The organism is Psychrobacillus sp. NPDC093180, assembly GCF_044754065.1.
Classification (GTDB): Bacteria; Bacillota; Bacilli; order Bacillales_A; family Planococcaceae; genus Psychrobacillus.
Genome location: NZ_JBIVOJ010000015.1, coordinates 56,264 through 74,801 on the forward strand (window position 1 = coordinate 56,264; position 18,538 = coordinate 74,801).

Here is an 18,538-nt window from a genome sequence, read left to right on the forward strand (position 1 = left end):
GAATATGTGTGTACAAAACCGGCTATCCATTTGGAGGTCGGTTTTTGTTATGTCTTTGGGCTGGGAACGTTTCTGACTCTCCACATGCAGATTAACGCAAAAAGCATACTACCTGCTGTTGCATTAAATAAAATACCAAAACCAAATATATCAATTAGCAATCCTAAAGTAGGTGGAGAAATGATGGCTGCTAAAGAGGAAACGAAGTAATATAAGCCTGTTCGAGTTCCAAAGCTATGTTCATCTCCAAGGGAAACGATATAGGGGTAAGAGTTGATATTGATGCATGCCCAAAACATACCTCCTACTAAAAGCAGACTTCGTAAAGAGAAGACTGATTGGACCCAGTTTAATAATAAGAACACGAAAAATAATCCGACTATGCCAAAAAGGATAATCCTCTTCTTTCCAAACTTTGCACCTAAGATGCCACTTGGAATAGCTGAAAGGACAAAACTTAACGAAAAAAAGGCTAAAGAAAAGGCAGAGGCACTTTTGGATAATCCGAGCTCATTTACTCCATATAGTGTAAATAATGCTTCCATTCCTTGTATGGCCATAAACCAAAAAAAGATCGCAGCTAAAAGAAAAACAGTTGGATTATTTAATTCTGCTTTGTAGTTTATTTTTGGCTTCACTGGTGCAATGAAAGGGATAGTGTCTTCTTTTTCTTGGATATTTTTATAAACGACAACCAGCGCTATGATTAAGGTAGCGGATACTGCTAAAAATGGTAAAGACTCTTCGATACCGAAAAGATATGAGCCTATACTGAACGCTAAAATACCACCGCAACCACCCATGAAGTTAATGATACCATTTGCTTTTGTACGCTTCTCTTCAGGCGTTATATCCGGCATTAATGCAATAGTTGGTGACCGAAAAATAGCCATGGATACATTCATGCAAACCATGAATAGGATTAACGTAAGCAAACTTGTATGAAAAGGGATAAGACCGTAAAAGATTGCGGCAAAAGGAATGCCGATGAGTAAATAAGGCATGCGGCGTCCAAATCGGGTATTCGTCCGATCACTTCGGTTTCCGATATAAGGTTGTAAAAAAAGAGCGAAATAATTATCAATTGTCATTAGAAAGCCAATAAGGGCAGTACTTGAAAGATAATCATTTAGAAAATATGGGACAAATCCATTGTATAATGCCCATCCTAAGCTAATACTAAAAAAGCCAACCCCTAGTAGCCATGTTTTTTTCACTACGTTCCCCCTCGTATAGACGCTTTAAGATCCCACTTTACATGGAGGAATCTCACTGCTCTTACAGAACCTTCTTCGTGTTAAAAAACTCTTCAACCAAGACAGCAGACTGGGCAAATTGCAATCCCAATTGCCAAGCTCCTGCCCCTTTCAAACGATACTCCACTACTAGTTCTAGTTTTTCAGCACGAGCTCTGGAATCCTCGTACCACACGATATGTCTTTGCCCATTTATATCCAAATATTGATAAAAGGGTTGCTGATACTCGATGGAATAGGAAATGGGGACTTGCGATATCATAGCAGTTTCAACCGCTTCAGCAACAGAAACTGCCCTAGCACTTACTACATTTCCGTTGTCCATTGTCCAATCATAGCCATAGCGGGGAACACCGAGAATAATTTTATTTCTGTTCATATGTTGAAGGGCAAATTGAATTGTTTTTCTTACTTCAGTTATGGGGGCAACAGGACCAGGTGGGCTACTTGCTTCGTGAAAGTCATAAGCCATAAGAAAAACAAAATCTACTGATGCACCGATTCCGCCGTAATCATATCCTCTTAACCAAGGGATATTATCAGTCGTCTTAGGTGGAACAGCAACAGTTGTGTAATATCCTTCAGGACTTAATCTTGCCCTTAATGTATGCAAAAAGCCGGTATATAGATCCCTTAGTTCTTCAGGTACTTGTTCAAAATCGATATTTACACCTGCAAAGTTCTTGTTCTTAACTAACTGGTATATATTATTGATAGCCCGATTTCTTATTTCCGTTGAACCTAATATTTGTCTAGTAAGCTCTGGGCTAAATCCAGTAGAAGTTAGATTCGTAATAACGGCTAGAGGGGCTACCCTATTTTCTCTTGCAGTTTGTATCATTTGCTGATCGTCTAATATACTTAAGCTTCCGTCTTCTAAAACATGATATTCAAAAATGCCTAAAAAAGTATTAATAGGGGCATATCTTTCTATAAGGCTCGTATTTCTATTGGGCGTTGAAGGTGTAATATAACTTAAATTTTCTGCGCTGTACTTTGTTCTTGGAGGTAAATATAATTGAGTTCCTATCATTAACACATCCGAATGTAATCCATTGTAAAGGCGTATTTTTTCCATAGAAATGAAGCTCATCTGAGAAATTGTATACAATGAATCTCCAGGCTGCACAATGTAGATGTTAGTCGGAATAAGTAAATCCTGGCCAACTACTAGACCGTCTGTTGCTAAATCGTTAATGGCGCGAATACTGTTCATTAAAACTTGGTACTTGTTCGCAATGGAAAATAAAGAATCGCCCGTTTTAACTACATAAATAAATATAAAAACCCCTCATCTCCGCATTAGTCATTCATTTAACCATATGTCATTCCTTTTTTGTTCATAACTAACAACCTGATAGCACCCCAAAATAAAATTGAGTATATTTAGTTCTTCAAAATTAAATTCTATTCTTATATAAAAGAGAGAGTCTATGTCATTTATCCAAGTAAATTATGGAATGTAGATACATTCCCTATCGGAAATATCGGAGTAATCTTTGATAAAGATATACAAGAGTTATGTAATATTATAGAAGAATATATGAAAGAGGTGGCGATATGAGCAAAGTTGAAGGAGTAATATTAGATTGGGCTGGAACAGCGATAGATTTCGGATGTTTTGCACCGGTAAATGTATTTATCAATATATTTAAAAATGCTGGTATTGAAGTGACAATGGAAGAAGCAAGAGAACCAATGGGAATGCTGAAAATCGATCATATTCGAGCGATGTTATCTATGCCTAGAGTAACTCAGTTATGGGAAGAAAAATACGGAAGATTATTTAATGAACAAGATGTAGAAAGCTTATATGCAGAATTTGAATCTGCATTAATGGCTTCATTGTCAGAGTACACATCTCCAATTCCTGGCGTAGTAGCTACCATGGAGTTATTAAAAAATCAAGGATTAAAAATTGGATTCACAACTGGATATACAAATAAGATGATGGACGTCGTTGTATCGAGTGCTTCCCAAAAAGGCTACAATCCCGATTTTTATGTCACACCTGATGATACAAAATCTATAGGAAGACCATATCCGTACAGGCGACACTATTTCAGATATTAAAGAAGGTGTTAATGCCGGCGTTTGGTCTGTTGGTGTCATTGTGGGAAGCTCTGAAATGGGATTAAACTTGGATGAATATAATGCTTTATCAGAATCTAAAAAAGAAATGGCTATTGATAAAACAGCAACCTCTTTTAGAGAAAATGGAGCAGACTTTACGATAGAAACAATGAGTGAACTTCCTAAGTTAATAGATCGTATTAATAATTATATTTCTGTAGGTAAAAGACCTGGATTAAGATAAATGAGAAGAAGGAAAAAGGTGTAGCAAATGCTCTGATAAGAAATAGAGCGTATGCTACACCTTTTTAGCGTAAAGAGGTTATATAAGTTTGGGGCTATTCTTATAGAGGAACTAAATAATGGAAAGCCAATCACATGATCAGCATACTATAAACACAACCTCGAAAAAAGAAGCGTGCATATAGTGTGTAACGAATCAAATACCTTAAAAAGGCCACTTGGAAATCAGTCGATAAAATGAATGGTGGGCTGATCGATTGGTCAATTACTGTTAAAGAAGCAATTAATTCTACCTATTAAGCAATATAATCTTCCTTAGGTATGTCAGTGGCTGTACCTTTGCTATAATACTTACCTTTTGTATAAACTGCTAAAACTACTGTAAGTATAGCTGCTAAAATTGCTGCAAAAAATGCTGCAGTGCTTTGCAAAAATGATCCCATATATCCTAATGCAGCTATCGTTCCTAACGCACTGGAGATTAATAGAGAAACGACGCCAACAGGATTCCATTTATATAAAAACTCGTGTCGAGCTTCATAGTAACCTGGTCCAATTTTCAATAGCTTTTTCACAATCATTGCATCCGTAACTAATATAGCAGCCCAAGCGAGTAAAAAGACTCCTTGGAATGTCATTGCTGTATCTAGATGATCAACAATGCCACCTAGCATTAAGCCGATAGCAACTAATCCTGATACAACTACCCAAAAGCGTCTACCTGGTGTAAATTTAAAAATGTTCTCGAAGAAATTAGCTAGTGATAAGGAACTACTATATATATTGGTAACATTTATACGTAGTTGCGTTAACATGGTAAATAAAACGCCGCCGATGCCTAAAAGCAGAACAATATAAACTCCTGGATTTGGTTCACCTAAACGAACACCAAACCATATACCGAGACCTCCCATTACACCGAAACAGAAAATTTGTGGTATAAACCCAATCATAAAAGAACCAAATTTAATGTCTTTTGGCTTAAGGAATCGTGCATAATCGGAAGAAATTAAGGCTGTTAAACCCATTATCCCATGTTGCATTCCGATACATAGAAGTAAAGCTTGTCCACCCATTTGAACACCTTCTGGCATATAAGTCCAAAAAGCCCCTTCAAAAACGGAAGGTTTGTAAAATGATATAGTAATGGCAGTCACCAAGAAAACAACAAAAATTGGCAATGACCACTTTTGTAATTTATCGAGTTGCTTGACTCCAAACCAATTTAGTGGAATTACAATTAATCCGAAGAAAATGATTAGTGCCCATTCTGGTATGATGGGGAAGAAGGTGTGAACTGCGGAAACTAAAATTAGGCCTTCAAATGCACAGTACATGATGAAGTTTGTTGCATAAATGAATGAGGTTAACGATGCACCTATGTAACCAAAACCTCCACCCCTAGATAATAAGTTGACGTTCATACCGGATTTTGCTGAAAGATATGTGATGAACGTTCCGAGTATACCAGCAACAATTATCGCATATATGGAGGATATGATGGCATTGATGGCTCCGAATTGAAGTGCCATAACGCTTCCCATTTGAAAATAAAAAATGGCCGTTGCTATCCCAAAAGTGATGTTAGTTATACTAAACCAACCCGCTTTTCTCTGATCTCTTGGCACTCTGTCTAATGAATAATCATCTTTCATTTCTTCTGACACTTTGTGATCTGCGACTTGGACAGATCCCATAATATCAACTCCCTTTTTGTATAATTTTATGAATATTAAACTTCCATTTTATTGTAAAAAGATTCGTTCACCAATTCATCCATTTTCCATTATATCAATAAAGGCAATATTTTATCAAATCTAGTGTTTTTAAGGGCATATGAAATATGATTTTTTTGGAAGTTTAAAAAGTCATTATGAATAGCTGGTTGACACATATCTGATGTTGTTGTAGACTATGAAACATAAATTAATTAAATATGACCTCACTTGATAAGTGGGGTAGAGGCGCGATATTTATTAGTCCTTAGCGGAGTTTGAGAAGCAATGATGCTAGGGAGAAGGAAATGTCGCCGAAGTTTGTAAATATTTCTCCGTATTACATGCTGGGTCTGCAGTGAACAACTGCAGGACTGTCCACTTTAAACGTCCCGGTTTATTGTGGTGTGCTATCTCATTTGGGTAAAGTAGAGGATTTAGGGCAACTATACAAATTGCGACCTGAGTTCATCTCAGGTCTTTTTTATAGGTTGTCCTTTTTTATTGTTTTCAAACATAAACTAAAAATAAAAGGGGAGAAATACAAGTGAAAAATAAATTTCTATTACTAACAATGTTCGTATCAATCTTATTACTTTTAGCAGCATGTGGAACGGATAACACAGAAAAAGCAGGTTCAGGCGCGTCAACTCAAGAAAGCGATACATTTACAATCGGTTTAGAAGCTGGATACCCACCATTTAACTGGACACAAATGGACGATTCTAACGGTGGAGTGAAACTTCAAGGCAACTCAGAATATGCAGGTGGATACGATGTAGAAATGGCTAAGAAAATTGCAGAAGGCTTAGGCAAAGAATTGGTCATTGTTAAAACAGAATGGGATGGTTTAGTTCCTGCTTTAACATCAGGTAAAATTGATGCAATAATGGCAGGTATGTCTCCTACAAAGGAACGCAAAGCCACAATCGACTTCTCTGATAACTACTATACATCTAATTTTGTAATGGTTGTAAAAAAAGGTGGACCTTATGAGAATGCTACATCCATTCAAGATTTTAAAGGGGCAAAAGTGACTGGGCAGCTAAACACTTCCCATTACGGTGTGATCGATCAAATTGACGGTGTAAAAAAACAAACTGCTATGGATAATTTTCCAGCAATGCGCGTTGCATTAGAGTCAGGTAAAATCGATGGTTATGTATCCGAGCGCCCTGAAGGAATTAGTGCTTCTTCTGCAAATGAAAACTTTGTAATGGTTGAATTTACAGAAGGATTCAAGGCATCGGAAGAAGAAACGGCAGTTGCAGTAGGGCTTACAAAAGATAGTGAACTAACAGAAAAAATTAATGAGATCTTAGCAAAAATCTCAGAAGAAGAACGTCAAGAAATTATGGATAATGCGATAAAAAATCAACCAGCTGCAGAATAATGACGAAACATATCGGCTGCAATTTTATTGCAGTCGTTTTTTACGCTTAAAAGGAGGAATATGATGAGTTTCGAGTGGGTAGTATCAATCGTTTCCGATAACTGGCCGATGTTCCTTCGGGGAGCAGGAATTACTTTATTAATTTCTATAATCGGTACAATAATCGGTTCAGTTATCGGTTTATTAGCAGGAGTTATACGCACAATTCCGCTGCCTGAAAGAGCAGCAAAACGAATATTACTAAAGGTAGTAAATATAATCCTTTCTGTATATATTGAATTTTTCCGTGGAACACCAATGATTGTACAGGCAATGGTTATTTATTACGGATCCATGCTAGCTTTTAATATTGATATGAATGCCCTAGTGGCAGCTGTTTTCATTGTATCGATAAATACAGGAGCTTATATGGCAGAAATTGTACGTGGTGGAGTCATTTCTATTGAAAAAGGGCAATTCGAAGCTGCTCAAGCAATCGGGATGAATCATATACAAACAATGCTCCATGTAGTTTTACCACAAGTCATTCGTAATATATTACCGGCAACGGGTAACCAATTTATCATTAATATTAAAGATACATCTGTACTAAACGTCATTAGTGTATCGGAGTTATTTTTCCAAACAAAATCGATTGCAGGAAACAACTTCCGTTATTTTGAATCGTTTTTCGTGGCATGTGTGTTGTACTTTGTTATGACCTATACAGTAACACTAATTCTACGTTATTTTGAAAGAAAACTAGATGGACCTGAAAACTACAGCATGATTGGTCAGCCAGCGCAAGTAACTTTAACGAATACAAAAGAAAGCTAAGAAGGAGGAGCAATAATGGAAAAAGTAGTTGATATACAACATTTAAGCAAATCCTTTGGAGCACGTGAAGTACTAAAAGACATTGATTTCTCTGTTAAAAAAGGGGAAGTGGTCAGTATAATCGGTTCTTCTGGATCAGGTAAATCCACGCTTCTTCGTTGTATTAATCTTTTAGAAAAACCAAGTGGCGGTCAAATTATTTATAACGGTGAAAATATTTTAGACGACAAACATGATATACATGCATATCGCACAAAGTTGGGGATGGTTTTCCAACAATTTAACTTGTTTAATAATCATAATGTGTTGAGCAACTGTGTCGTTGGACAAATAAAAGTGCTAAAACGTTCTAAAGAAGAAGCAGAAAAAATAGCGATGAAGTATTTAAAAGTTGTTGGGATGGATCAATACGTAAATGCAAAAGCAAGCCAGCTATCAGGAGGGCAAAAGCAACGTGTGGCAATCGCCCGTGCACTTTCAATGGAACCAGACGTAATGTTATTTGATGAACCAACATCGGCTCTAGATCCTGAGATGGTTGGAGAGGTTCTGAAGGTCATGAAGGAGCTTGCGGAGTCAGGTCTTACGATGTTAATCGTTACACACGAAATGGAGTTCGCAAAAGAAGTTTCAGACCGTGTTGTATTTATGGATAAAGGGGTTATTGCAGAAGAAGGTAGCCCAGAGCAAATTTTCAATAACCCAATTCAAGAACGTACGAGAGAGTTCTTAAAACGTACGTTAAAATAAAACAAAGGACATCCATTTATGTTAAAACGTGAATGGATGTTTTTGCTTTATGCAGTAAGATATTATATTGCTATGAGTTGGCAGTATAGAGGAAACTGTTCGGTAGTCATCGGCGTCTCACTCCAAGTAAACTTGTTTTATGAAAAATGGTTGCTCTCAGGGGTAATTTGGTTGCTTTCAGACTAGACTAGTTGCTCTCAGACAAGAACTGGTTGCTTTCCTCAGCTGTTTGGTTGCTCTTAGCCATTTATTGGATTTACAAACGCTAAATACTATTTATAATTTTGTTTTTAGCAAGTCGTTCATACATAAAAAAGAATTTACCATTGATTTTTGCTGCAGGCGTCGACTCCTGCCAGATGAGGGAGCAAAATGAGACATTCCAAGGACGCCCTAAGCGGAGGGAATGGCTCATCGCTCACCCGGCGGAAAGCGTACGACTGCAGTGAAAATCTAGCGGACAACTTCATCAATTACCTACCTCGTAGTTTTCCTAACCATGAAGTATCTCAATATACAACTATAGAACTACCTAGATTTTTATTAAGTAAATTAATAAAACATAATTGAAATTTCCCCTAATCTACTTCATTATTAATAATAGACAGTCTTTTGTGATGCATTTGTACAAAAGAAATATGCTCAACGAAGGAAGAAACTTGTGAGAGAAGAGAATATTACTCGTATAAATTTAGATGGGAAAGAATTAATATTAATCGGAACCGCGCACGTATCAAGACAAAGTGCAGAACAAGTAAAAGAAGTAATTGAGGCAGAAAAACCAGACTCAGTATGCATAGAGCTAGACGAACAGCGATATCAATCCGTGATGGAAGGAAGCAAATGGAAAGATACAGATATTTTTAAAGTTATCAAAGAAAAGAAAGCTACATTGCTTTTGATGAATTTAGCAATATCTTCTTTCCAAAACCGTTTAGCCAAGCAATTCAAGATAAAACCAGGTCAGGAAATGATTCAAGGGATTGAATCAGCGAAAGAAAATGGAGCAGAGCTAGTGCTTGCAGACCGAAATATTCAAATAACCTTTTCTCGTATTTGGCATAATCTCGGGTTTATGGGAAAAGCAAAACTGCTTAACGGAGTAATCTTTAGTATTTTTAGCAAGGAAACTATTTCGGAGGAAGAACTAGAAAAGATGAAAACGCAAGACACACTAAATGCAGTGCTTGCTGAATTTACTGAGTCTTTTCCAAAGCTAAAAACTCCATTAATTGACGAAAGAGATCAATATCTTGCACAAAAAATTAAAGATGCACCAGGCAAGAAGGTAGTAGCCGTTTTAGGTGCAGCGCATGTTCCTGGTATTACGAAAGAGATTCACAAGGAACATGATTTAGAAAAACTTACAGAAATCCCTCCAAAGTCAATTGTTCCGAAGATTTTAGGTTGGGCAATACCAGCTCTACTCGTTGCTTTAGTTGTGTATACTTTTATAGCAAATCCGACTGCTGGCTTTGATCAAGCGTTAAGCTGGATTCTTTGGACTGGAAGTTTTGCTGCTATTGGGGCTGCGGTTGCACTCGGGCATCCGCTCGCAATCTTATCGGCTTTCATCGTAGCTCCAATCACTACATTACACCCTCTAATAGCGTCTGGCTGGGTTTCAGGTATTGTTCAAGCATATTTCCGTCGTCCGAATGTCGGCGACTTTGAGACACTAGCGGAAGATGTTTTTACGATAAAAGGTTTTTGGAGGAACAAAGTGACTCGAATTTTATTGGTCGTTGTTTTAACAAATCTTGTCGGTTCTATTGGAACTTTTATAGGCGGCGCAGATGTAATTCGCGTATTCTTTAATAATTTATAAAAAAGTAAAAGCCAGCTATTCAAGAGGATAGCTGGCTTTACGTATTAGTTTTTCTTTTTAAGGTCTACTTCTTTGTCATCTAGTTTGAATTCTTCTGTTACATCATCCACGATATCTTTCGTAGAATTTTTAAATTCTTTTAAGGTTTGTCCAACTGCTCTACCTAATTGAGGTAATTTCGAAGGGCCGAATACGATTAAAGCAATGATTAAAATGATGATTAATCCTGGTACACCGATGTTTGGCATTGGATGTTCCTCCTCGTAATAATAGATTAGTTTTCTAAGCTTTCTTCCTCAAGAGCTTGTTTTGCTAGTTGTTTTTTATAAGACCAGCTTGAAACGAGAATACTTATTTCAAATAGTAATAGTAAAGGAACAACGATGATAAAATCAGAAATAAAGTCTGGAGGTGTGATAGAAACTCCAACTACTACTAGTATAAAGTAAGAAACCTTTCTCATCTTTCTTAATCGATCCGGAGTTATGATTCCTAGCTTAGTTAGAAACAAAATAATTACTGGTAATTCAAATACAATACCCACCGGAATGATTAAGTTAAACATAAACGTGAAATATTGCTGCATTCCATAAGTTTCTAATGCACCGATTGAATCGTTAATATTCGACATAAAGTTCAACATAAGCGGGAAAAGGATAAAATAACTAAAACTAATCCCTGCTAAAAACAAAAAGAATGAGACAGGTATAAAGTAAATTGTTCCTTTTGCTTCTTTTTCTAATAGACCAGGCTTTACGAATAGCCAGATTTGATACATGGCAATTGGTAAAGTAATTAATATAGCTAAAATTAGAGCACATTTAACATAGATCATAAGGCCATCTGTATAACCAAATACGTTCCATTCAACATGTGCAGCTGTCGGTTGTTGTTTTATAAAAGTTAATGTCTTAGGTGCAAGCCAAAACCCTAGTGCAAGTGAAAGGATAAATGTTGTTGCTACAATGATAAGTCTTTTGCGTAATTCAGTTAAATGTTCGACAAGTGTCAATTCTGGTTCATGTGTCATTTGGTTTTACCACCCCATCTTCTCAAACAAAGTGAAGTTTGCTTATGTTTTAGTATAATTCATTCAATCAAAATAGATACTCTAGTGAGTAGTATAGACTCACGTCATCTTCACATTATACTCTTTCCAATGGATTTGTAAATAAAAGTACTCCTTGTTTACCTAATAAACAATTAGAAGCACGAATTAAACTAAGTGAATTAAATACATTATACAACTTGATTGTAAAAGTATAAAATTATTAGAACCATATAGTATAGTTTAATGAGGGCTAATCCAGTAACTTCTGCATTTTTTCCTAATAATTCGCTGACTCTTATTATTGTACCCCAGTTTAATAATGGATAAAAAAACTCCTAAATTGCTGTTACTGCAATTTAGGAGTCTTTTCATTTAGCTTTGTGCAACTTCATCCTGGTAAACTGGTACCCAGCCTTCCGTTGTCACGAAAATTCGAACTGCAACTACTTTACGGTCTTCTGCAAGTGTGAAGTAATGTGTAATATTTTCAGGAACAGAAATTAGATCCCCAGGTGATAAATGAACTTCAAAGAAACGTTCATCCTTCCCTTGGATGATAAACACTCCATGACCACTTACAATATAACGAACTTCATCGTCTGTATGAATATGTTTGCGTTCAAAGTTTTTCAGTAGCTCATCTAAGTTAGGGTTAGAATCGGATAAGGAAATGATATCGGATGCTTGGTAGCCTCGACGTGCCGAAATATCATCAATTTCTGCTTGAAAAGCTTGTAGAATATCCTCTTTTTCTGCATCACTAAGATCAAATTTCTCACGAAGATGCACAGGTAGCTTTTCAATATCCCAGTGTTCATAAACAACTTCTTGGCTTTCTAAAAATGCCGCAACCTCGTTTTGCGCTTCAATTGTTTCATTTGTTCCTTGAATTTTAATAATAGCCATTTCAATCTTCCTCTCTTATTTTGATTTTATTTTAAGTAATGCTACTTGATACTGAAATAAAAACTCACAAGCTTCTAATAGTTTCTTTGCTTCAAAACCGTCTTTACCCCAAACGGTAATGCCATGATTTCGGATTAATACAGCTCCTTTATCTGCATGGATATGGGAACTAAATTCTTCCGCTAGGCTTGGAATATGCACATGGTTTGGGATTATAGGGATAGAAAGTAATGCATCCTCTTCCCATAAACCAAACGCTTTAATAAGCTCCTGACCTTGAAAATCTATTTTGCCATCGTCACCGTATATCTCTGAAATTACATTATTTGCTACTGTATGAATATGAAGACTACAGCCAGCTGAGGTTTTGTTGTATATAGCACAATGCAGTAATGTTTCTGCAGATGGTTTTAAATCAGTTTCTTCCACAGGATCAGCACTCGCATTTACGAGTAAGAAGTCTTCGATGGTCCGTTTCTTTTTATCTTTCCCACTAGCTGTTACTAAAAAGTGTAGGGGCTGGTCGCTCACTTTTATCGCTAGGTTTCCGCTAGTGCCCATGAACCAGTCTCTTGCCGCTAGTTCGTCTTTAATGTCTGCTAACTCTTTCCATTTGCTTTGGAGTGCGATCATATTTCTACCCCTAACTTTGCATCTATTATGTTAATGACGTCATGAAAGCTTTCAAACGGCTCAAATGGAATATGAAGTTCTTCGCATTTTTTAATAAGGAAATCTCGTGCAATGACGATGTCCGCTAATTTTGCAGCTTCTAAATCGGTGATAGAATCTCCAATTACAATGCTTAATGCATCAGTGTCTTGCAGTTTGCGAATAATGGATGGCTTGCAACAACCACAGCCCTGGTTGGTACATTGATCATCGCAACCATATGGGAATTTAATCTGTATTACATCCTCTGAAAAATCCGATTCGTTACAGTAAACATCGGAAAATGGCCCGAATGACTCCAGCATCGGATTCACAAAAAAGTCAATTCCACCACTCACAATATAAAGTGGGATATTATGTTGTTTTGTATAAGAAACGAATTCAGCAAAGCCTTTGCGTATTTGTGCATGTTCAAGTAAATATGAAACAATTTGATCTTTCAATGAAGTAGGTAGTAGTGCAAACATTTGAGCTACTCCTTCACGGATCGATTGTTTCTGTGCCAAAATATTCTCTTTGATCGGTAAATATTCAGGGGGAGCAAATTTTTTCATAATCGAGATGATATTATCTTGAGTTGTGATAGTACCATCAAAATCGCAAAAGATGACTAATTTTTTCATTGTGTTTACCCCCATAATTCGATTGCTGATTTGAGTTCAACATGCTGCTTTGCTGCTTCTGTAAGTGGAATTCCTGCAAGCACCGCTTCCACCGCTTGTCTGAAGGCACGCCCTCCGCCAATTGCACCAGCAGGATGTCCATGTACCCCGCCCCCAGCATTAATAATGCTATCAACTCCAAAGTCCTGCATTAATAGAGGTACTAAGCTTGGATGTATGCCAGCAGAAGGAACTGGGAAAGTTCGTTTTACAGCACTTGCTTTCGTTAATTCTTCACCTAGAGAAAGAGCTGCATTTTTCTCAAGTGCAACACTTCCGTACGGAGAAGGAAATAACGAAAAATCTGCTCCCGCATACCGTGTTAATTTGCCAAGTAAAAGGGATGTTGCCACACCATAAAATGGAGAAGAAGTGAATGCCCCGCTATATGCGGGATGTGACATTAATGGTAGTTGGATATCATCGTCTTCAGCTAGTTCTTGAAGTACATCCAGTCCGTATGCATGGACATTTAGTAGTAAAGCATCTGCACCGAGTTCTTTCGCCATTTTAGCCTTTTCTCGTAAACCAGACGTTCGTCCTGATAAATTCACCGCATAAAGTGTACGATGTCCAGTTTCTTCATACACTTGACGCAATACTTCCTTGGCAGTTGTAATTCGTTTTTCAAAAGGGGTTAATGGATTGTCGAAAAGAATCTCATCGTCTTTTACTAAATCTACCCCTCCAAGTGCTTGATGTCGAAGCTGTTCTGCTAAATAATCGATGTCCCTTCCAATGACTCCTTTGAAAATGCTCATGATGAGTGGTCGATTATGTACATTTAATACGTTTCTTATTTGCTCAATACCAAACCTCGGTCCTGGAAAATTTGCTAATAGCTCTGGAGAAAATTCTAAGTCTAATAGTTTCACTTCACCGTCTAATGATAATTTGCCAAAAACAGTTGTTAGTATGGCAGGTAAATCTGGTGAAAAGTTGACACTAGGATATTCTATCTTTATCTCTGCTTTTATTTGATCTAATTTGGTTGGGTGTTGTATATTTTCATATTCCTTAATCGAAACAACATTCCCTTTATGCTGTTTTAATTGTTCTTGTTCCAGTAAAGGTAAATCGGTCCATGAACCAATTGTTAGACCTAAAGCGATGCCTTCTGCTTTTTTTTCGAATGATCCAGGCTTTCCGTATAATTGATAAACAGAAGTTACTCCACTCATAATTTCAATCTCCTTTAATATAAATTGCCCAATAATATAAAAAACCTCTTCAAACAAGAAGAGGTTAAGTAGTTAACAACTTCTTATTTCTCAGTCAACTGACTGCAAGAATTAGCACCGTGTTCAATTACTGAATCGGTTGCCGGGTATCATAGGGCTCGTCCCTCCACCTGCTCTAAATAAGAAAAATTATTCAATTAAAATTACGTTATATTGTCAAATTAATAATGATTATTTCATGCAACGGGTATTATGTCAATACAGTATTTAGATTTTTTATAAAATTTAAAAAGGTAATTGACAATTCTTTTTTGAGTATGCTAGGATTCTAATCAAATAACATTACGTGAAAAATAATAGCACTCTTATCAAGAGCAGGCAGAGGGTAATGGCCCGATGAAGCCCAGCAACCGACCGTAATACCGTTGTGAGACGGGGCGCTTTTTGCGCCGAGATGAAGATCTCTTAAGGCACGGTGCTAATTCCATCAGAAAGGAAACTTTCTGAAAGATAAGAGGCGAGAAGTCTCTTATTCTACGCCTCTTTCTTTGGAAAGAGGTTTTTTATTTTGTAAAAGGAAGGTAGAGAAAAATGACAATTGCCACGAAGAAACAATATGAATCTTTAACAGAAGAGCAGGCTATCATATACGCAAAAAATTTGAACCTTTTTTCGGATGATGCGCAACTTACTTGTAGTGAAATTGGCGATGGTAATCTGAATTATGTTTTTCACATTAAGGACTTGAGAAGCGGGAAGGGTATCATTTTAAAACAAGCATTACCCTATGCAAAGGTAGTTGGTGAAAGCTGGCCACTAACATTGAAGCGTGCGCTAATTGAAGCAACTGCTCTTAAAAAACACGGGGAATTTGCAGCAGGACTAGTACCAGAAGTATACGCAATTGATGAAGAATTGGCGATTACCGTGATGGAGGACTTATCCCGTCTCACTATTGCAAGGGAAGGATTGATCGGCCTTGAGTCCTATCCAAAGTTAGCGACCGATATTGGGAAATATCTTGCGCAAACCTTATTCCATACGTCTGATTTTGCATTGCATCCATTTGAAAAAAAGAAACTAGTTTCAGAGTTTTCCAATCCAGAGCTATGTAAAATTACAGAGGATTTAATTTTTACAGATCCATTTTTTGACCATGAAACAAATGATTTTGAACCTTCCTTGCGAGCAGAGGTGGAAGCCATTTGGAATAATGAACTTCTAAAATTAGAAGTGGCAAAATTAAAGAAAAGCTTTTTAACAGAAGCAGAGGCTTTACTGCACGGAGATTTGCATACAGGAAGTATTTTTGCGAGTGAAACGGAAACGAAAGTAATTGATCCGGAATTCGCTTTTTATGGGCCAATTGGATTTGACGTGGGCTTATTTTTAGCCAATTTAATTGTTCAAACGATTACAAGAGAAGGAGAGCAGCGAGATGTAATCCTCCGCCATATTGAACAAACATGGGAAGTATTTTCTGCTGATTTTTCGGAACTTTGGGAAAACAAGGCGGTGGAATCATATAAAGATACAAAAGGATTTAAAGCTTATGTATTGAATAAGATTTTCCGAGATACTCTTGGTTTTGCTGGTTGTGAGTTAATTAGGAGAACGATTGGCTTAGCCCATGTAAAAGACTTGGACGGAATTGTAGAGGATGAAAAAAGAATTCTGTCTAAGAAACAAGCATTACGCATCGGAGAACTTCTCTTATTGAAACGCGAAAGTATAAGTTCTATCCAAGCGGTAATTGTTTTACTTGAGGAGTTGCAAAAATGACTATTCCGTTATCGATCAAATGGAACAATAATAAACTTGAAATATTGAATCAACAAAAGTTACCGCTTGAAGTAGTGTATGAAACTCTAGAAACACTGGAAGATGTATATGATGCCATCTTAACTTTAAAAGTTCGAGGAGCTCCAGCAATTGGTATTACCGCTACCTATGGATTAGCAGCAGCAGCACAGTTTTACGAAACCAATTCATTGGAGGAATTCTATCAATTACTAAGTAAAGATGCACTATATTTAGCTGGATCTAGACCAACAGCTGTCAATTTAGTGTGGGCTTTGGAGCGCCTACGTGGTTCAGTGGAGCAGGCGGAAACTGTACAAGAAGCGAAGAGACAATTATTAGAGGAAGCAGATAGCATATACAAAGAAGATGAGGAATCCTGCCGTGCTATTGGTGAATATGCATTATCTTTACTTGAAGATTTTACAAAAGTCATGACTATTTGTAATGCAGGCACGATTGCAACTGCAAAATATGGAACTGCACTAGCACCTTTCCATCTAGGTGCTGAAAAAGGAAAGCAGTTTCAAGTATATGCTTGTGAAACGAGACCTGTTTTTCAAGGAGCACGACTTACTGTATGGGAGCTTCAACAATCTGGAGTCGATGTCACTTTGATTACGGATAGTATGGCCGCTCATACGACAGGAGCAAAAGGAATCGAAGCGATTATCGTTGGGGCAGACCGAATTGCTGTAAATGGCGATACGGCCAATAAAATTGGGACACTCAACTTGGCTTTATTGGCAGCGGCATATCAAATTCCATTTTATGTGGCGGCACCTTCTTCTACTTTTGATTTGTCCATCGCAAATGGAGAAACGATACAAATAGAAGAACGGCCTTCGGAGGAGATTACACATATCGCTGGCAAACAAGTAGCGCCAGATAATACAAAAGTATATAATCCGGCCTTTGATGTGACACCGGCGCATTTAATAACGGCGATTATTACGGAAAAAGGAATCATTTATCCGGAATACAGTAACAACATTATTGCATTAATCGGTACAAAAAAAGGAGAAAAATCATGAAAACAAAAATAGCTTCGTTAATATCGGTACTATTGATCATTGGCATTCTATTAACGGGATGTCAGCCCAAAAGCAATGCAAAAGAAGAAACGTCAAGGCCTAGCTCGGAGAAAGTTTCAGAAAATCCTTTGGCTGGAAAGAAAATCGCACTGATTTTACAACAAAATCTTGGGACCTTTTCTGCGCAATATATTGAAGGTGTAAAGGAACAAGTGGAGAACTTTGGAGGAACCGTTACTGTATTCAACTCAGAAGGGGACTTAGCAAAAATGGCATCGAATTTAGATGCAGCGGTAAATCAAGGCATGGACGGAATCTTAATAGACCATGGAACAAAAGAAGCATTAAACCAAGGTGTTCAGAATGCCGTAGACAAAGGGATCCCAGTAGTAGCATTTGACGCTGGTGTGGACGTAGAAGGAATTACTGTGCTAGAGCAAGGCGATCAAAAAATGGCGGAAATGACCTTACAGAAATTATCGGAAGATGCGAATGGTGAAGCCAATATCGTGAAAATTTGGGTTGCTGGTTTTGCACCGATGGAAAGAAGACAAGTTGCTTACGAACAGTTTTTATCAGAAAATCCAGGAATTAAAGAAATTGCTACATTTGGAGCAGCAACACAAAATACAGCACTAGATACACAATCACAGATGGAAGCAATATTAAAACAATATCCAAACGAAGGGGATATCACAGCAGTTTGGGCAGCTTGGGATGAATTTGCAAAAGGTGCAGTTCGAGCGATTGAACAGGCAGGCAGAACTGATATTAAAGTGTATAGCATAGATATGAGCGATGAGGATCTGCAGATGATTCAAAAGGAAAATAGTCCTTGGGTTGCTTCCGCAGCTGTTGATCCAATGGATATAGGGCGTATTCAAGTACGTTATTTATATCAAAAGATTAATGGTGAAAATCCAGAAGCGAACGTTGTACTAGAACCAGTGTTTGTCGATGCATCTAAACTTCCAGAAGAAACGGTGACGACTAATAGCTTACATGAGTTTATCGAGGACTGGGGTGCAAGCGAACAAGGGTATACGGATGCACTAAAAGAGTTGGAAAATCAATAAACTCAACTACTAGCAGCTGTCCTGAAAAATAGGGCAGCTGTTTTTATAGAAAGGAGCATGTTTGTGGCTAACCCTTTTCTGT

The 18,538-nt window shown here is 37.3% G+C and carries 16 protein-coding genes, 1 pseudogene and 3 riboswitches; of the genes and pseudogenes, 8 read left to right on the forward strand and 9 right to left on the reverse strand.

Annotated features, from left to right (window positions below; translation table 11 throughout):
• Window positions 1-47: 47 nt before the first annotated feature.
• Window positions 48-1,217: an SLC45 family MFS transporter gene (locus ACIP9W_RS19210; protein ID WP_400792705.1), complete on the reverse strand. Its 1,170-nt coding sequence runs from the start codon at window positions 1,215-1,217 to the stop codon at window positions 48-50.
• Window positions 1,218-1,278: 61 nt separating this feature from the next.
• Window positions 1,279-2,472, reverse strand: coding sequence for a glycoside hydrolase family 18 protein (locus ACIP9W_RS19215; protein WP_483880178.1), 1,194 nt, complete (start codon window positions 2,470-2,472; stop codon window positions 1,279-1,281).
• Between the two features lie 344 nt (window positions 2,473-2,816).
• On the opposite strand from ACIP9W_RS19215, the pseudogene phnX reads away from it, so the two are divergent.
• Window positions 2,817-3,573, forward strand: a pseudogene (gene phnX, locus ACIP9W_RS19220) (phosphonoacetaldehyde hydrolase).
• Between the two features lie 295 nt (window positions 3,574-3,868).
• On the opposite strand, the gene ACIP9W_RS19225 reads toward phnX, so the two are convergent.
• Window positions 3,869-5,269: a purine-cytosine permease family protein gene (locus ACIP9W_RS19225; RefSeq protein ID WP_400792707.1), complete on the reverse strand. Its 1,401-nt coding sequence runs from the start codon at window positions 5,267-5,269 to the stop codon at window positions 3,869-3,871.
• 254 nt (window positions 5,270-5,523) lie between these two features.
• A riboswitch (Lysine riboswitch) is annotated at window positions 5,524-5,708 on the forward strand.
• Window positions 5,709-5,834: 126 nt separating this feature from the next.
• Between ACIP9W_RS19225 and ACIP9W_RS19230 the strand changes: the two genes are divergently transcribed.
• The 4 genes from ACIP9W_RS19230 to ACIP9W_RS19245 all read left to right on the forward strand — a co-directional run bounded on the left by ACIP9W_RS19230 (window position 5,835) and on the right by ACIP9W_RS19245 (window position 10,074).
• A complete protein-coding gene (locus ACIP9W_RS19230) occupies window positions 5,835-6,680 on the forward strand; it encodes a transporter substrate-binding domain-containing protein (RefSeq protein ID WP_400792708.1) in 846 nt (281 codons plus the stop codon).
• A 63-nt stretch (window positions 6,681-6,743) separates the two neighbouring features.
• Window positions 6,744-7,496: an amino acid ABC transporter permease gene (locus ACIP9W_RS19235; RefSeq protein ID WP_400792710.1), complete on the forward strand. Its 753-nt coding sequence runs from the start codon at window positions 6,744-6,746 to the stop codon at window positions 7,494-7,496.
• A 15-nt stretch (window positions 7,497-7,511) separates the two neighbouring features.
• Entirely contained in the window at window positions 7,512-8,246 is a 735-nt protein-coding gene (locus ACIP9W_RS19240; RefSeq protein ID WP_400792712.1) for an amino acid ABC transporter ATP-binding protein, read from the forward strand.
• A gap of 661 nt (window positions 8,247-8,907) precedes the next feature.
• Window positions 8,908-10,074 carry a TraB/GumN family protein gene (locus tag ACIP9W_RS19245; RefSeq protein WP_400792713.1) on the forward strand — a complete coding sequence of 389 codons (1,167 nt, stop codon included), beginning with the start codon at window positions 8,908-8,910 and terminating at the stop codon, window positions 10,072-10,074.
• Window positions 10,075-10,118: 44 nt separating this feature from the next.
• Here the strand turns inward: ACIP9W_RS19245 and tatA are convergent, their stop codons facing one another.
• The 6 genes from tatA to mtnW all read right to left on the reverse strand — a co-directional run bounded on the left by tatA (window position 10,119) and on the right by mtnW (window position 14,546).
• Complete coding sequence (gene tatA / locus ACIP9W_RS19250; protein WP_282241643.1) at window positions 10,119-10,322, reverse strand: twin-arginine translocase TatA/TatE family subunit; 204 nt, start codon at window positions 10,320-10,322, stop codon at window positions 10,119-10,121.
• 26 nt (window positions 10,323-10,348) lie between these two features.
• The gene (gene tatC / locus ACIP9W_RS19255) at window positions 10,349-11,104 is read right to left on the reverse strand and encodes a twin-arginine translocase subunit TatC (RefSeq protein ID WP_282241642.1); all 756 of its coding nucleotides are present in this window, start codon (window positions 11,102-11,104) and stop codon (window positions 10,349-10,351) included.
• 393 nt (window positions 11,105-11,497) lie between these two features.
• Window positions 11,498-12,031, reverse strand: coding sequence for a 1,2-dihydroxy-3-keto-5-methylthiopentene dioxygenase (locus ACIP9W_RS19260; RefSeq protein ID WP_400792715.1), 534 nt, complete (start codon window positions 12,029-12,031; stop codon window positions 11,498-11,500).
• 15 nt (window positions 12,032-12,046) lie between these two features.
• Window positions 12,047-12,664, reverse strand: a complete 618-nt coding sequence (locus ACIP9W_RS19265; protein ID WP_400792717.1) for a methylthioribulose 1-phosphate dehydratase — start codon at window positions 12,662-12,664, stop codon at window positions 12,047-12,049.
• Window positions 12,661-13,326 carry a 2-hydroxy-3-keto-5-methylthiopentenyl-1-phosphate phosphatase gene (locus ACIP9W_RS19270; protein WP_400792718.1) on the reverse strand — a complete coding sequence of 222 codons (666 nt, stop codon included), beginning with the start codon at window positions 13,324-13,326 and terminating at the stop codon, window positions 12,661-12,663. The genes ACIP9W_RS19265 and ACIP9W_RS19270 overlap by 4 nt, the downstream gene beginning before the upstream one ends.
• Before the next feature lie 5 nt (window positions 13,327-13,331).
• Window positions 13,332-14,546, reverse strand: coding sequence for a 2,3-diketo-5-methylthiopentyl-1-phosphate enolase (gene mtnW / locus ACIP9W_RS19275; protein ID WP_400792720.1), 1,215 nt, complete (start codon window positions 14,544-14,546; stop codon window positions 13,332-13,334).
• An 80-nt stretch (window positions 14,547-14,626) separates the two neighbouring features.
• A riboswitch (SAM riboswitch) is annotated at window positions 14,627-14,732 on the reverse strand.
• Window positions 14,733-14,908: 176 nt separating this feature from the next.
• Window positions 14,909-15,063, forward strand: a riboswitch (SAM riboswitch).
• 74 nt (window positions 15,064-15,137) lie between these two features.
• On the opposite strand from mtnW, the gene mtnK reads away from it, so the two are divergent.
• The 3 genes from mtnK to ACIP9W_RS19290 are packed head-to-tail and all read left to right on the forward strand — an operon-like array spanning window position 15,138 to window position 18,456.
• Window positions 15,138-16,328, forward strand: a complete 1,191-nt coding sequence (gene mtnK, locus ACIP9W_RS19280) for an S-methyl-5-thioribose kinase (protein WP_400792722.1) — start codon at window positions 15,138-15,140, stop codon at window positions 16,326-16,328.
• Window positions 16,325-17,380, forward strand: a complete 1,056-nt coding sequence (mtnA, locus tag ACIP9W_RS19285; protein WP_400792724.1) for an S-methyl-5-thioribose-1-phosphate isomerase — start codon at window positions 16,325-16,327, stop codon at window positions 17,378-17,380. The genes mtnK and mtnA overlap by 4 nt, the downstream gene beginning before the upstream one ends.
• Complete coding sequence (locus ACIP9W_RS19290) at window positions 17,377-18,456, forward strand: sugar ABC transporter substrate-binding protein (protein ID WP_400792726.1); 1,080 nt, start codon at window positions 17,377-17,379, stop codon at window positions 18,454-18,456. The genes mtnA and ACIP9W_RS19290 overlap by 4 nt, the downstream gene beginning before the upstream one ends.
• Window positions 18,457-18,538: the final 82 nt, after the last annotated feature.

What these genes read in the sequence shown, in the direction of transcription:
- ACIP9W_RS19235 (WP_400792710.1), top strand. Translation starts at nt 6,744, where the DNA reads ATGAGTTTCGAGTGGGTAGTATCAATCGTTTCCGATAACTGGCCGATG.
- mtnW (WP_400792720.1), bottom strand. Translation starts at nt 14,546, where the DNA reads ATGAGTGGAGTAACTTCTGTTTATCAATTATACGGAAAGCCTGGATCA.
- ACIP9W_RS19265 (WP_400792717.1), bottom strand. Translation starts at nt 12,664, where the DNA reads ATGATCGCACTCCAAAGCAAATGGAAAGAGTTAGCAGACATTAAAGAC.
- mtnK (WP_400792722.1), top strand. Translation starts at nt 15,138, where the DNA reads ATGACAATTGCCACGAAGAAACAATATGAATCTTTAACAGAAGAGCAG.
- ACIP9W_RS19290 (WP_400792726.1), top strand. Translation starts at nt 17,377, where the DNA reads ATGAAAACAAAAATAGCTTCGTTAATATCGGTACTATTGATCATTGGC.
- ACIP9W_RS19215 (WP_483880178.1), bottom strand. Translation starts at nt 2,472, where the DNA reads ATGAACAGTATTCGCGCCATTAACGATTTAGCAACAGACGGTCTAGTA.
- tatC (WP_282241642.1), bottom strand. Translation starts at nt 11,104, where the DNA reads ATGACACATGAACCAGAATTGACACTTGTCGAACATTTAACTGAATTA.
- ACIP9W_RS19270 (WP_400792718.1), bottom strand. Translation starts at nt 13,326, where the DNA reads ATGAAAAAATTAGTCATCTTTTGCGATTTTGATGGTACTATCACAACT.
- ACIP9W_RS19240 (WP_400792712.1), top strand. Translation starts at nt 7,512, where the DNA reads ATGGAAAAAGTAGTTGATATACAACATTTAAGCAAATCCTTTGGAGCA.
- mtnA (WP_400792724.1), top strand. Translation starts at nt 16,325, where the DNA reads ATGACTATTCCGTTATCGATCAAATGGAACAATAATAAACTTGAAATA.
- tatA (WP_282241643.1), bottom strand. Translation starts at nt 10,322, where the DNA reads ATGCCAAACATCGGTGTACCAGGATTAATCATCATTTTAATCATTGCT.
- ACIP9W_RS19225 (WP_400792707.1), bottom strand. Translation starts at nt 5,269, where the DNA reads ATGGGATCTGTCCAAGTCGCAGATCACAAAGTGTCAGAAGAAATGAAA.
- ACIP9W_RS19260 (WP_400792715.1), bottom strand. Translation starts at nt 12,031, where the DNA reads ATGGCTATTATTAAAATTCAAGGAACAAATGAAACAATTGAAGCGCAA.